Origin of the sequence: Providencia sp. TYF-12 (assembly GCF_041344805.1) — a bacterium.
Taxonomy (GTDB): Bacteria; Pseudomonadota; Gammaproteobacteria; order Enterobacterales; family Enterobacteriaceae; genus Providencia; species Providencia huashanensis.
This window is the reverse complement of the sequence record NZ_CP166833.1, coordinates 1,945,425-1,960,064: the sequence shown is the minus strand read 5'-3', so window position 1 is coordinate 1,960,064 and position 14,640 is coordinate 1,945,425. Positions and strand designations below refer to the sequence as shown.

Genomic DNA, 14,640 nt, shown 5'->3' with positions numbered 1-14,640 from the left:
TATTCCATTTACCCTAATGAAACCAATTCGCGAGGCAAATGGCTTAACATCTCAACACCATCTTCAGTAATTAGCAGCATATCCTCAATCATAATACCGCCAACACCAATCCCGTAATATGGTGTTTCTAAACTCATTACCATGCCAGCACGAAAGACTTCTGTCGTTGCTGCACTCACAAAAGGGGCTTCTTCTAACCCAACGAATACCCCATCACCATGACCTAGGTGCCCACGGTTATAATACGGTAACCCTGAAGAACGGATTAGTGCCATCGTCTCATTAAAAACGTCACTTAATGCCACGCCGGGTGCTATGCGACTTAGCATATATTGATGACCTTTTAAAATAGTTTGATAAATACGGCTCACTTTTTCATCCGGCTTACCGACGACAAATGTGCGTGCTATGTCAGCACCATAGCCTGCAACATCTACCCCGCAATCAAATTTAATGAGATCACCCTCTTTGGCTGGCACGTCATCGGGTAACATTTTCGGGGAGAAATCGCTGCCAACTGAAATAAGGTGAAAACGACTATAATTAGTCTCTGGATATTCCATCACTTTAGCTTTAAATGCCGCAGTCAATTGCGCAGAGGTGCATCCCACTTTAATTAATTGGCTTGCTGCTGCAATCCCCGCCTCTGTAATTTGTGCAGATTTTCTTAGGTGAGCAATTTCCCACTCACTTTTAATCATCCGCAACTCATTAAATAAAGCGGATGAATCTACTAAGTTTAAGCTTGGGATAACTTTATCTAACCATGTTTTTCCCATATGGGTTATTTGGTTTAGTTCAATCGCAACCGGTTTACCATAAACATCAGCTTCAGATAACGCCTCTTTTAAGAGCGTAAAAATGGTTTCTATCGGGCTATTTATCGGCCGTGCTTTTACCACTTTACCGTTATCAGGATTATAAGGATCGTCAACATCGACCCATATTGGGAATGTTTTAATTTTAGCATTTGGCATTTGAAGCGATAAATTTGCGGCTTCAAATTCATTCATGATCACCAAAGATTCAATTGAAGGGTCACGAAAAATAACAGCAATTGCAGAGCCAGTCTGCCTAAAGGTATACATAAAGAAGCTGGCAAAACCGGTTAAGTGATAAAAATTATCCCCTACCGTTGCAATTAAAGCTTCAATACCTTCACGCTCCATAATTTCACGTGCTTTGTTTGTTACATTCTCAAGGTGTTGGTGTTTCAAAAGGAGGTCTGCTTTATGAATTGTCATTTTTATTCTCTCGAAGCGTTATTTTATACATCAAGCAATTACATAATATCGCAAGCGATAAATGCGAAGCTCAATCATATTATATCTAGAGTTGAAATGAATACATCGTGTAACGTGCAAGTTTTATATAACTAATAATTATATACTAGTCAGAAATATACCTTGCTAACGATTTGAATATGATAGAAATAATTAAAAGAGCTAAATAAAATAGCCCTTTTAAAATTTAAAACTTATTTATTGAGAGTTTTCAGCACAAGTAATGGCTTTTTCAGACTCGTTATTACGAGTTAACCATAAAGAAAGTGCTTTTAAAGAATCAGGGGTAAATTCATCACAACGGGCACTGATTTCTTTAGCCGTTAACCAACTCACTTCAGCCACTTCTGATTCTTGCAATGCAAAAGGGCCATGGCTCACACAACTGAATAACCCACCCCATACACGGCAGTGCTCATCTTCAAAATAAAAATGGCCATGCTCGGCAAAAGGCACGCCTGCTATACCCAGCTCTTCTTCGGCTTCACGTTTAGCAGAATCAAGAATATTCTCACCTTGTGTAACAACGCCACCCGCCGTTGCATCTAAAAAACCAGGGTGAAAATCTTTAATTTCAGTACGTCGTTGCACCAATATTTTCCCCATGCCATCATGCACCACAATGTAAGTTGCACGGTGGCGTAAGTTCTCAGCTCGCATTTGGCTACGGGTTGCCTGAGCAATCACGATATTATCTTCATCAACAATATCTACCCACTCAACGACTTCGGTTTGTTGTTCCATCCTGTAAACCTTTTCAAAATTGCCTGAAACAGCTTATGCCATAGATTGATTGCCGCAATAAAAGGCAATACAAGATATGCTTTAACTAACATTCGGTTTTCGATCCTAGCTGAATTTGCATTGAGTTGCTATCACAAAAAAGATCATCGGACGAGAAGATGTGTATTGGTAACAATATTTTTACATTCGTGTCGCCGGAATACACAAACTTAGTTTATAAATGCTATAGTTAGAAAATAAAAACCATACAATCACTGAATTACAGCGATAAAATTGATAATGTAAACATTCATCATTGGCGAGGCTTTAAGGGGTGCAAAAAATGAATATACTCATCACTGGTGGTACGGGGCTCATTGGTACGCCTCTTGTCCAAAAACTCATTTCCCTTGGTCATCAGGTCACAGTATTGAGCCGTTCGCCACAAAAAGTGTATAGCCATTTTTGTAAGGCTGTTGAATGTTGGACAACGTTAAATGACGTCAATCATCTCAATGACTTTGATGCTGTCATTAACTTAGCTGGCGAACCTATTGCTGAAAAACGCTGGACTGATGAGCAGAAAAAACGCCTTTGTGATAGCCGTTGGAAAATCACCCAGCGACTCGCTGAACTGATTGCTGCTAGTGAAACACCGCCTTGCGTCTTTTTATCGGGCTCAGCCGTGGGTTACTATGGCGATCAAGGCCAATCTGTCGTCACAGAAGATGAACAACCCCACGACGAATTTACCCATCAACTCGCGCAACATTGGGAAGCCCTTGCTGAAAATGCCGCGTCCGACAAAACACGCGTGTGCTTATTACGTACAGGCCTCGTATTATCCGCCAATGGTGGGGTTCTAGGTAAAATTCTGCCCATTTTCAAAATGGGGGCTGGTGGCCCAATCGGTCACGGCAAACAATACATGCCATGGATACATATCAACGATATGGTCAATGCGATTTACTTTTTGCTGACGACTCCAACACTTTCAGGCCCTTTCAATATGACTGCACCTTATCCTGTGCATAATGACCAATTCACTGCTGTTTTAGGGGATGTACTTAACCGCCCTTCTTTTGTCCGCACTCCAGCTTTTGTGATCAAAACTATTTTAGGCGAATCCGCGGCTTTAGTATTAGGTGGGCAGCAAGCCATACCTAAACGTTTAGAAGAAGCGGGGTTTCAGTTCGAATTTATCGAATTAAAAATTGCATTAGAAGACTTATTGGTTTCCAAAGAAAGGTAACCCTTCTTAACGCTACTCATATCTCTAGACGAAATGGTTTTTACCTATTTCGATGGAAAATTTTAACCTTAATACTGACCCTAGTGTTATGTTTGGCTCAAGAATACTTAATAACCAAGCATAACTACCGTACTAAATTATTTAGCTCCTTGCCAACGATGAAATAAATCGTGTTCAAGGGTAATATCAAACTGGTCGATAACGCGGTTAACGGTTTGGTCAACAATATCTAAAATAGTTTCAGGCTGATGGTAAAATGCAGGCATGGGGGGCATGATCACGGCTCCCATTTCAGCCGCTTGCACCATTAAACGCAGGTGGCCGACATGTAATGGCGTTTCCCGTACCCCTAGGACGAGTTTTTTCCCTTCTTTGAGTACAACATCCGCAGCTCGGGTCACCAAAGTATCAGTATAGCTGTGCACAATCCCAGAAAGGGTTTTCATTGTGCAAGGCATTATGACCATCCCTTCAGTACGAAAAGAACCTGATGAAATTGCCGCTGCAATATCACGGCTATCATAATAATGGTCAGCTAATTGTTGCACTTCTTTTACGCTAAACTTGGTTTCTAACGCCAATGTTTGCCGTGCGGCTGCACTCATCACCAAATGGGTTTCTATCCCTTTGACAGGTTTTAATACTTCAAGCAGCCTAATGCCATAAATAGCACCACTTGCCCCAGTTAACCCGATGATCAGTTTTTTCATTTAGCAGCCCAATTCGCGATTTTTTTTGCGATTATATACCAAAGGCTTCCAGTTGTCGCTTGGCGGCAAATGAAGCCATCCCAAGAATATACAACTTGGTTAGAAAAGCGCTGCCAACACGACAAAAGCCTATAGGATATTAAGGATTTTGGTGATCAGCCACAGTCCCAGTTATACACTACTCGACTAAAATCTCTTTTTTTCAAGTCATCTGGGTGAATAAAGAAATTACCGACGCCCATATCCCCCCACATAATACCGATTTCATAATCCGTATTTATTTGCAGTAATAGTTCGTATTGCTGGATATTTTCTTCATATTCTCTTGGATCAGATTGAGTAAAAAATGGGTAGCCTCCAATACAGTGCGCACCCGATTCAAATGAATCACTGTAAGGTTCAACCCATTCATCATAGAAGTCTTCACCTTCAAACTGTTCTTCATAATCATAGAGGTTATCAACCCCAAGGATTTTCTGCCCGAACTGGAAATCATCGATACTAATGTATTGTTCTGCAGGTGTGTATTCAATACTATATTGATGGTCGATGGGCGTGTAATAGTCATCAGTATGTGCGGCAATTACTGAGGAAAAATCTTGTGTTAACTGGCTAATATCTTCAATAATATTTTCCCAATAGATAACTCTAAAATCCTCTTGTTTTTGCTTATCTTCAAAATCAGCCCCATACAAATCATCTCCACCAATAAAAAACTGTAACAGCCCTTTTTCTGGGTAATTTTCTAACTTAGGCATTTGTGCAAAGTTAATTTGCGCAAGCAGTTTTAGTGGTGTCCCTTCACTATTTGTTGGGTATTTTTCACCAAGCGGCAAATAAGGCATTCCGCCCACACGGCTTTCCCACCACACATACTCTTCAACGGGGGTTAAGGTCATTTCAACAAGGGATTTTTTAGTGGCTTTGATTTTATCTACGAAAGGTTTAATCACATCAGGAAGGGAGTTGAAATCAGCCATATATAGCTCCAGATAGGCAGTTAATGTCCCTCTAGTTTACTCGAATTTTGCGCGTTTTAAATCAGATATAACTGTAACTTACGCCTTCATTTAACGTTATAATTTTCTAAATAGTTTCGGTTACAGCTAGACGGCAAATGAAGTTATCCCAAGGAGCCTACAAAAGTAGGTAACTTGGGTAACTGAATGAAACCAACAACGTTAGAAAATTAAATAATGATAAAAATAGCATCACGATTAATTTTCTAAATAGTTTCGGTTACAGCTAGGCGGCAAATGAAGTTATCCCAAGGAGCATACAAAAGTAGGTAACTTGGGTAACTGAATGAAGCTAACAACGTTAGAAAATTAAATAATGATAAAAATAGCATCACGATTAATTTTCTAAATAGTTTCGGTTACAGCTAGGCGGCAAATGAAGTTATCCCAAGGAGCCTACAAAAGTATGTGACTTGGGTAACTGAATGAAGCTAACAACGTTAGAAAATTAAATAATGATAAAAATAGAATCACGATTAATTTTCTAAATAGTTTCGGTTACAGCTAGGCGGCAAATGAAACTATCCCAAGGAGCATACAAAAGTATGTGACTTGGGTAGCTGAATGAAGCCAACAACGCTGTAACCGAAACTATGACGAAAATTTAGCCTTCGTTATAAATTTCGAGGTCTTCAACCTCACTCTTATCTTTCAATTTTAGCTCGTCATCTTTACGTAAGTTTTCCAGATAATCTAAATAACTTTGGTCGATATCCTTGGTGACGTAAATACCATCAAACACAGAACATTCGAACTCATTAATTTCTGGATTTTCCTCACGAACCGCATCCACCAAATCAGCTAAATCTTGGAAAATTAACCCATCTGCACCAATTAATTTACGAATTTCATCCACTTCCCTACCATGAGCAATTAGCTCATTAGCATTTGGCATATCAATGCCATAGACATTCGGAAAACGCACTTCCGGTGCCGCTGAAGCAAAGTAAACATTTTTTGCTCCCGCTTCACGCGCTAATTCAACGATTTGCTCAGATGTGGTGCCACGCACTATTGAGTCATCAATCAATAAGACATTTTTGTCACGGAACTCTGCTCGGTTCGCATTGAGCTTACGACGGACTGATTTGCGACGCTCTTGTTGACCAGGCATGATAAACGTCCGACCCACATAACGGTTTTTTACAAACCCTTGGCGATACGGTTTATCAAGGATATGTGCTATTTCCAGAGCAATATCACACGAAGTCTCAGGAATAGGGATCACAACATCGATGTGTAAATCTTCCCATTCACGGGCAATTTTAGCGCCAAGTTTTTGCCCCATGCGCAACCTTGCATTGTAGACCGAGACTTTATCAATAAAGGAATCTTGGCGAGCAAAATAAACGTATTCAAAAATACATGGCGTCAATTGTGGGTTTTCTGCGCATTGACGGGTAAATAATTGGCCTTTCTCAGTGACATAGACCGCTTCACCGGGGGCGACATCCCGTAAAAACTCAAAACCTAGTGTATCAAGTGCGACACTTTCAGAAGCCACCATATATTCGTGCTCACCCTTCTCTGTGACCCGACGCCCTAATACTAGGGGACGAATACCATGAGGGTCACGGAATGCTAACATCCCATGGCCAATAATAAGTGCCACACAAGCATAGGCGCCGCGTAGTTTTTTGTGCATCGCTGAGACAGCACTAAATACGTTATCTGGCTCAAGAGGGAAATGGTCAAACCTATCTAGCTCATAAGCTAATACGTTGAGTAATATTTCAGAATCCGATGTGGTATTGACATGGCGGCGTGCTGTTTCAAATAAACTCCGAGTGAGTTCATGAGCATTTGTCAGATTACCATTATGAGCAAGGGTGATACCAAAAGGTGAGTTTACGTAGAAAGGTTGAGCTTCAGAAGCACTTGAACTCCCCGCAGTTGGGTAACGAACATGCCCTAACCCCATACAGCCTTGTAACCTGAGCATGTGACGTGTTTCAAACACATCCTTAACCAGACCATTCGCTTTGCGTAAACGAATATTATTTTTGCCATCAATAGTGGCAATACCTGCTGCATCTTGCCCACGGTGTTGTAACACCGTTAAAGCATCATAAATCGATTGGTTTACCGGTGTTACACCGGCGATACCGACAATACCGCACATTTAGTCTTTCCTCATCAGCCAGACGGAGAAATATTCTCCGGTAGGAAACTTGACGCATTTTGCAGGTAGTCAAAAAACCACCTGATGATATGACTGAACTGCGGAATAAGTTCCGAACGCTGCCAATCCTCACTTTGAGGAAGTGGTGTAAATGTATCGAGAAAAAACAATAAGGCCGAAACAATTAACACACCACGCAGCGCACCGAAGCAGATCCCCAGAACCCGATCTGTGCCTGATAACCCCGTTTTTTGTACTAATGAGCTAATCACATAGTTCACTACTGCCCCCACAATAAGGGTGGCAATAAATAATGCAGCGATAGCAATGCCATTTCTAACAAGTATATCCTCAAAGCGCGTAAAGTAGCTGGCTAAATAAGGATAAAAGGTACTTGCAACAAAAAAAGCACAACCCCATGTCACTAGTGATAATGCCTCACGTACAAAACCACGGATCAAGCTAACCAGTGCCGAGAAGCCAATAATGGCGATAATTGCGTAATCTATCCAGACCATATTCCATTCCAAAATTCGCACTCACGACATCAGCGAAGTGCATTCTAACAGAAAACGAAAACGTTTGCGTAACCATTTTTCTATCAAATTTAAAAAAATAGCGGCGAAAAGAAAAAATCATAATCGCCGCAGTAAGTTACTAAATCCCCTTACCTTTTAGGGATTATTGGATCTTTAATTTTAAGGTTTATAGGTTTGAATTATCCCTTTAGTCCCTGTAATCGAATTTAGCTCTGGTAACGCGGCCTCTAGCCTTTGCCTAGAGGCTTCTGGCCCCACGTAAATACGTGTGAGTTTATTATTCACTGGCTTAGCGGGAACCGTATACACTTGGTAACCAGACAACCTGAGTTTTGCCACAATTTCTTCTACCTTAGCTGCATTGTTTAAGGCAATAACTTGCACAACAAACGCTTTACCTTGCGGAGCTGGTTTCACTTCGGGTTTAGGCTCCGGTTTTGGTTCAACTTTCGGTTGTGGCTTAGGCTCTGGTTTAACTTCTGGCTTGATTGGTTTTACTGGCTCAACAACAGCAGGTGGATTATTTTCAGCCGATGTTGCCGCTTCAACTTGTTCATTTTGCTGCTGTGTTATCGCTTCTGACAGCATCGCTTCAGAAGCCCCTTCAGAAGAAGCTGTTGATGTCGTACTGGCGATAGGCGCTATCGCTTCAATATCTTCTTCATCACCCGGTTTAGGGATAATAGGAATGGCCGCAAATTCATTTTCATTATATTTCTTATCGCCATCAAGCAGTGCAGGGAGAACGATAACCCCTACAGCAACAAGAACAATGGCGCCAGCAAGACGATTCTGAAATTTACTAGCCACCGGCACTATCCTTTTTGGTTTTCTAATAACATCATAACATGGGCGACAGTATGAAATGACCCACACACAACAACCACATCTTGCTCTTTTGCATCAAGACAAGCTTGTTGCCATGCTTTTTCTACGGAATCAAATTCATTCGCTTGCGCTAAATGTTGGCTAAGCGTAGCGACATCAGCCCCTCTAAATTCAGTTAATGGCGCAATATACCAATCAGTAACTTGCTGTGACAGGCAATCAAGAGTGCCTTTAATATCTTTGTCACCTAACATACCGACAACCGCACGAATATGACGCCCTTCCATAACAGGAAGTTCGGCTAATTTACTGACTAAATAGCCTGCAGCATGCGGGTTATGTGCCACGTCTAAAATCATCAATGGTTTTTCACCGATAACCTGAAAACGCCCTGGCAATTGAGCCGATTTTAACCCTTGATGAATTGCGCTTTCTGTAACTTTTTGGGCGATATCAACATCAATCAATAATAAGCAGCTAATAACACCAAGCGCGGTTGCTGCATTCGCTAATGGGACATTCGGTAATGGTAAATTATGCCACTCATGTTGAGCACTTTTCCATGACCAACTTCCCGCTTGTTCACTATATTGCCAATCCGCACCACGACGAAAAAGCACCGTACCTAGTTTATCCGCCACTTGAGCAATAGACGCAGGCATATCAGGTTCACCGACTACACCATAGTGACCAGAACGGAAAATACCCGCTTTTTCATAGCCAATATGTTCTCTATCAGCCCCAAGCCAGTCTGTATGATCTAACGCAATGCTGGTGATCGCTGCAATATCGGCATCCACAACATTTGTTGCATCCAAGCGGCCGCCTAGCCCCACTTCTAAAATAACCACATCCAGTTCAGCTTGCTTAAATAACTGTAATGCAGCCAAGGTACCGTATTCAAAGTAGGTAAGCGAAATGTTTTCACGTTGTGATTCAATGGTCGCAAACGCTGCGCAAAACTCTGACTCTGCAAGTTCTTGGCCTTGAATACGCACACGCTCTGTATAACGAACAAGATGTGGTGAGCTATAGACCCCAACCTTGAGCCCTGATGCCATCAGAATAGACTCTAACGTATGGCACGTTGTCCCTTTACCGTTAGTTCCAGTGACAGTGATAACTCGAGGTGCAGGCTGTGTGAGGTTCATTTGCCTAGCGACTTGACCGACTCGTTCCAACCCCATATCAATATTTTGGCTATGTAAGTCGGTGAGGTAAGAAAGCCAAGTCTCCAATGGAGACTTGGCATTAGGAATGATTAAATTACTCATCATCTTTTTTATGCTTTGCAGGTTCCTTTTCTTGTACGTCTACCTCAAAGCCATCAGTCTCATCAGTAATATCAATGTCAACTTCTACATTTTCTGCAACAATAATTGGCGCCTCAGTAAAACTAGGCTTATTCGTTAACATTGCCAAGACTTCAGCCAAGCGGTCACGCATTTCAGGGCGGCGGACTATCATATCGATAGCGCCTTTTTCGAGTAAAAACTCACTGCGTTGAAAACCTTGTGGCAGTTTTTCACGTACCGTTTGTTCAATAACACGCGGGCCAGCAAAACCAATCAGGGCTTTAGGCTCAGCAACATTAATATCCCCTAACATTGCAAGACTAGCAGAAACGCCACCCATAGTTGGGTCAGTTAGTACTGAAATATACGGTAAGCCGCGTTCTTGCATTTTTGCCAACGCTGCACTGGTTTTTGCCATTTGCATCAATGATAACAACGCTTCTTGCATACGAGCGCCACCACTTGATGAAAAACACACCAATGGACAGTTATCTTCCAAAGCCTGTTCCACTGCGCGGACAAAACGAGCACCAACAACCGATGCCATTGACCCCCCCATAAAGGCGAATTCAAATGCCGCAGCGACAACCGGCATCCCTTTTAGGGTCCCTTTCATGACAATAATGGCATCTTTTTCGCCCGTTTCTTTCTGTGCGGCTGAAAGTCGGTCTTTATATTTTTTTGAGTCTTTAAACTTGAGGAGGTCTTTTGGCTCAAGTTCACTACCTAATTCGGACGTTGAGTCTTCATCAAGGAAGGTTTCTAAACGTTGGCGTGCATGAATACGCATATGGTGGTCACATTTAGGACACACTGATAAGTTACGCTCTAATTCAGCACCGTATAACACCTGCCCACAGCTATCGCATTTCGTCCAAACCCCTTCTGGGATATTGGCTTTGTGTGATTGGGTCAAGTTACCTTTCTTTAATATTTTTTCAATCCAGCTCATTAATGGACCTTTTTGTCTGATTCACTCTGGTTATCACCAGTAGGTATTTTTTGCCATTAAACCACAATGATATCTCACTGTAGATAAAAACTTTTTAAACCGCTTAACGGTTATCGATTTTTTGCGCTGTAGCACGCTTTTCTTTCGCGGCCTTACGGCGATGGCGAATAATTTCAACCACACCCGGCAAAATTGAAACAAAGATAATCGCGACTATCAATAATTTCAAATTCTTTTGTACAATCGGTAAATCACCGAATAAATAACCTGCATAGGTAAATAATAATACCCATATAAATGCACCTGCGACATTATAAAAGGCAAAATGACGATAAGACATTTTCCCCATTCCTGCAACGAAAGGCGCAAATGTTCTTACTATCGGCACGAAACGAGCCAGTATAATCGCTTTACCACCATGTTTTTCATAAAATTCATGGGTTTTTTCTAAATATACGCGACGAAAAATTTTTGAGTCCGGGTTTTTAAATAACCTTTCGCCAAAAACACGTCCAATGGTGTAATTCACTGCATCACCAATAATCGCAGCAGTAATCATTAATGCGACCATTAAGTGAACATTTAAATCATTGCTGTCTAATGCTGAAATTGCACCCGCAACAAATAATAACGAATCCCCAGGTAAAAATGGTGTGACCACTAGACCTGTTTCACAAAAAAGGATCAGGAATAAGATCCCGTATACCCATGTACCGTAGTCTCTAACGAGTTCAGCAAGGTGCACATCTATGTGTAAAATAAAGTCGATAATAAAAGTGATGAATTCCATATAATCCTCATTAATGATAGCGTCCATGCCATTCCCAACAATGATGGGACAAATAAAAAGTTTGCTTTATATCAGTTCATCTGCAAGAAAAAGAGGCCCCATAACATTCTGCGGCAATGCAAATTGTTCAGGGTAATCGACGCTCACCAAATACAAGCCTTCAGCTTTTGCCGTTGCCGCTGCTTTGGTGCGATCTTTTAGCTCAAGAAGATGTTGTATCCAATCAACACCTTGATTGCCACACCCTATCTCCAACAGACTACCAACAATATTCCTAACCATGTGGTGAACAAAGGCATTGGCTTTAATATCCACCACCACATAATGACCATGGCGACTCACATTCACGTGCATTACATTACGCCATGGAGACTTTGATTGGCACTGGACTGCTCTGAATGAGGTAAAATCACGCTCACCTAAAAGTGACTGAGCCGCTTGATGCATTCTTTTTTCATCTAATGGGTAGTGAAAATGAGTTACACCATTAGATAAAATTGCAGGCCGATAGCGATGATTGAAGATCACATAACGGTAGCGGCGAGCGGTGGCACTAAACCGTGCATGAAACTCATCATTCACAGGTTTACACCAACGAACTGCAATATCCGCAGGCAAATGTGTATTTGCCCCCATAGTCCAAGCCGCTTCTTTGCGATTGGCTGAGGTTTCAAAATGCACCACCTGCCCAGTGGCATGAACACCTGCATCCGTACGACCCGCGCAAAATACGTTGATCGGCTCTGCGGCAATCTTTGACAAGGCGATTTCTAAGCACCCTTGCACACTTTTCACTTCTTGTTGGCGTTGCCAACCAAAATAGCGACTACCGTTGTATTCGACCCCTAACGCAACCCGATACAACTTTGTTGGTTCTGACATCAGTAGAATAGCTCCTGAGCTAATTTTTCAGCGGTTTCTACTGCCATCAGTGCCCCACCGAAGCGCACATTATCCGCCACCGACCAAAACTGTAATATTTCAGGAACGCCATAATCATTACGAACGCAGCCGACACTTAGTTGGTCATTGCCAGAAGCATCCGTTACCTGAGTTGGATAATCCCCTTCTTCTGAGACCTGAATATCCGCAAAACGTTCAAGTTCTTCATTCGCTTCTTCTGCACTCAAAGGGCGTAACGTTTCCAAGTAGACAACTTGAGCATTTCCATAAAAAACAGGCGACTGAATAAAACTAACAGCAACAGGTAAACCTTCATCTTGGAGTACTTTGCGCACTTGTTCAACAAGACGGCGTTCTTGAACAACACTCCCCTCCATGTCTGACAATAAAGGCAACATATTGAAAGCAAGTTGCTTACTAAAACGCCCTTCTTCCGCAGGAATACCATTTAATAAACGTGCACTTTGCCCTGCAAGTTCATCCACGGCTGCTTTACCATAACTCGACATGGATAACATATTCGTTAAGGTAATTCGCCCTAAGCCTGCTGCGTCCACCAGCGGTTTAATCGCTGTGACTAATTGACTCACGGAGCTATCTGCCAAAGAAATAATATTACGATTGCGGTAATCAGCTAAAACTTGAGGATTTACATTTGGTACCACTAATGGCACATCAGGTTCTTGAGCAAATACGCCACTTGTATCAATAACAATACAACCTTCCTGTGCCGCTAATTCTGCATATTGCATGCTAACCGCTTCATTAGCCGCAAAAAAAGCAATTTGCGCTTGCGACCAATCAAAACCATTCACCTCTTCAACTTGAATACTTTTGCCACTAAAACGTACGCTCTCCCCCGCACTACGCTCACTGGCTAGTAAATACAGTTCGCCAACTGGAAACTCCCTTTCTTCTAGCAGTGAGATAATGGCCTCACCTACAGCCCCAGTTGCGCCTAATACTGCAATATTCCAACCTTCAGTCATGGCTATTCCTCTAGTAATAAAAACTAAACGACCCCATTAATGAGATCGTTTAATGATAAAAAATTATACCAATTAATTTGCTAAATAAGCACTGAACCCTAATGCATTAAGCTGCGCGACAACATCGGCGTTATCACAAGCCACATTGAGTGATGACCATTCGCGACGTTCTTGGTAGTTTTTACGCAGCTTATCAAATTCCCCTTTAATACCTGCTACCTTGCGCAGCTTGGCATCGTCACGGCGTACATCATACACAAGATGGGCTAATCTTTTGAGTTGGCTTTGCGTTAATTTACCATTGAAGGTTAACTCGCTAATATCCGGTTTTGGCAACAATGATGAAAGGGAAATTTGCACGGATTTACCGATAAATTGACAGTAAGCTTCATAAACTTGCGTCGTTCCCCTTGCTTTACCTTCTAGGGTGTAACCTGCTATATGCGGTGTACCAATATCGACCAAAGCTAATAGCTCAGTAGACAAGTCAGGTTCCGGCTCCCAAACATCCAGTACCACACTCAACGGTTTCCCCTGTTGCAATGTTTTTAATAATGCTTGGTTATCAACCACCTCACCCCGGCTAGCATTAATTAAAATGGTGCCATCACGTAGGTTTTCTAAGTGGGTTTGGTTCATTAAATGAAAAGTTTGATATTCCCCAGAAAGATTCAATGGCGTATGGAAAGTTAACACATCCGCCTGCGCTAATACGGTTTCAAAAGACACAAAATCTTCTTGTTGGCCCATAGCGGCACGTGGAGGATCACATAATAAGGTTTTTACGCCCCAAGCGTTTAACCGCTCAGCTAAACGCCCACCGACATTCCCTACACCAATGACCCCTACTGTTTTATCACGTAAATCAAAGTTATCACGTTCCGCAAGGAATAATAACGATGAAATAACGTACTCCACTACCGCAATAGCATTACAACCGGGTGCAGAAGAAAAACCGATATTTGCCGTTGCCAACCATGCAGTATCTACATGGTCAAAACCTGCTGTTGCCGTTCCAACGAATTTAACCGGCGTATTTTTCAATAGAGATTCATTCACCTTGGTGATCGACCGTACCATTAATGCGTCCGCGTTTATTAATTCGTGTTCGGGTATTGGACGCCCCGGTACAGCTTTAACTTCGCCCAGTTCACTAAATAATGCCTGAGCATAAGGCATGTTTTCATCAACTAAAATTTTCACTGTTTTGTCCCAATCTATTGACGATACGGCTT

Annotated in this window: 14 protein-coding genes; 1 reads left to right on the top strand and 13 read right to left on the bottom strand. The window is 41.9% G+C overall.

Annotation, left to right across the window (positions count from 1 at the left end):
- Positions 1-8: 8 nt before the first annotated feature.
- Both ABE954_RS08740 and yfcD read right to left on the bottom strand, forming a co-directional pair.
- On the bottom strand, positions 9-1,244 hold the full coding sequence (locus ABE954_RS08740; protein ID WP_042844467.1) for a M24 family metallopeptidase: 1,236 nt from the start codon (positions 1,242-1,244) through the stop codon (positions 9-11).
- 237 nt (positions 1,245-1,481) lie between these two features.
- Positions 1,482-2,027, bottom strand: coding sequence for an NUDIX hydrolase YfcD (yfcD, locus tag ABE954_RS08735; protein ID WP_042844471.1), 546 nt, complete (start codon positions 2,025-2,027; stop codon positions 1,482-1,484).
- A 322-nt stretch (positions 2,028-2,349) separates the two neighbouring features.
- On the opposite strand from yfcD, the gene ABE954_RS08730 reads away from it, so the two are divergent.
- Positions 2,350-3,258, top strand: a complete 909-nt coding sequence (locus ABE954_RS08730) for a TIGR01777 family oxidoreductase (protein WP_129466098.1) — start codon at positions 2,350-2,352, stop codon at positions 3,256-3,258.
- Between the two features lie 137 nt (positions 3,259-3,395).
- On the opposite strand, the gene ABE954_RS08725 is transcribed toward ABE954_RS08730, so the two are convergent.
- The 11 genes from ABE954_RS08725 to pdxB all read right to left on the bottom strand — a co-directional run bounded on the left by ABE954_RS08725 (position 3,396) and on the right by pdxB (position 14,608).
- Positions 3,396-3,968, bottom strand: coding sequence for a UbiX family flavin prenyltransferase (locus ABE954_RS08725; protein WP_042844474.1), 573 nt, complete (start codon positions 3,966-3,968; stop codon positions 3,396-3,398).
- Between the two features lie 155 nt (positions 3,969-4,123).
- The gene (locus ABE954_RS08720) at positions 4,124-4,948 is read right to left on the bottom strand and encodes a YwqG family protein (protein ID WP_048607526.1); all 825 of its coding nucleotides are present in this window, start codon (positions 4,946-4,948) and stop codon (positions 4,124-4,126) included.
- 643 nt (positions 4,949-5,591) lie between these two features.
- The gene (purF, locus tag ABE954_RS08715; RefSeq protein WP_042844478.1) at positions 5,592-7,109 is read right to left on the bottom strand and encodes an amidophosphoribosyltransferase; all 1,518 of its coding nucleotides are present in this window, start codon (positions 7,107-7,109) and stop codon (positions 5,592-5,594) included.
- A 14-nt stretch (positions 7,110-7,123) separates the two neighbouring features.
- Positions 7,124-7,627 (bottom strand): colicin V production protein, encoded by a 504-nt coding sequence (cvpA, locus tag ABE954_RS08710; protein WP_042844479.1) that lies wholly within the window; start codon positions 7,625-7,627, stop codon positions 7,124-7,126.
- Between the two features lie 180 nt (positions 7,628-7,807).
- Entirely contained in the window at positions 7,808-8,458 is a 651-nt protein-coding gene (dedD, locus tag ABE954_RS08705; protein WP_042844480.1) for a cell division protein DedD, read from the bottom strand.
- Positions 8,459-8,463: 5 nt separating this feature from the next.
- Positions 8,464-9,753, bottom strand: coding sequence for a bifunctional tetrahydrofolate synthase/dihydrofolate synthase (folC, locus tag ABE954_RS08700; protein WP_131680538.1), 1,290 nt, complete (start codon positions 9,751-9,753; stop codon positions 8,464-8,466).
- Entirely contained in the window at positions 9,743-10,723 is a 981-nt protein-coding gene (gene accD, locus ABE954_RS08695) for an acetyl-CoA carboxylase, carboxyltransferase subunit beta (RefSeq protein ID WP_042844483.1), read from the bottom strand. Before accD ends, folC begins: the two co-directional genes overlap by 11 nt.
- A gap of 103 nt (positions 10,724-10,826) precedes the next feature.
- On the bottom strand, positions 10,827-11,513 hold the full coding sequence (locus tag ABE954_RS08690; protein WP_042845356.1) for a DedA family protein: 687 nt from the start codon (positions 11,511-11,513) through the stop codon (positions 10,827-10,829).
- Between the two features lie 66 nt (positions 11,514-11,579).
- Positions 11,580-12,395, bottom strand: coding sequence for a tRNA pseudouridine(38-40) synthase TruA (gene truA, locus ABE954_RS08685; protein WP_042844485.1), 816 nt, complete (start codon positions 12,393-12,395; stop codon positions 11,580-11,582).
- Positions 12,395-13,405 (bottom strand): aspartate-semialdehyde dehydrogenase, encoded by a 1,011-nt coding sequence (locus tag ABE954_RS08680; protein WP_042844487.1) that lies wholly within the window; start codon positions 13,403-13,405, stop codon positions 12,395-12,397. The genes truA and ABE954_RS08680 overlap by 1 nt, the downstream gene beginning before the upstream one ends.
- A 72-nt stretch (positions 13,406-13,477) precedes the next feature.
- A complete protein-coding gene (gene pdxB, locus ABE954_RS08675; RefSeq protein ID WP_042844489.1) occupies positions 13,478-14,608 on the bottom strand; it encodes a 4-phosphoerythronate dehydrogenase PdxB in 1,131 nt (376 codons plus the stop codon).
- Between the last annotated feature and the right edge of the window lie 32 nt (positions 14,609-14,640).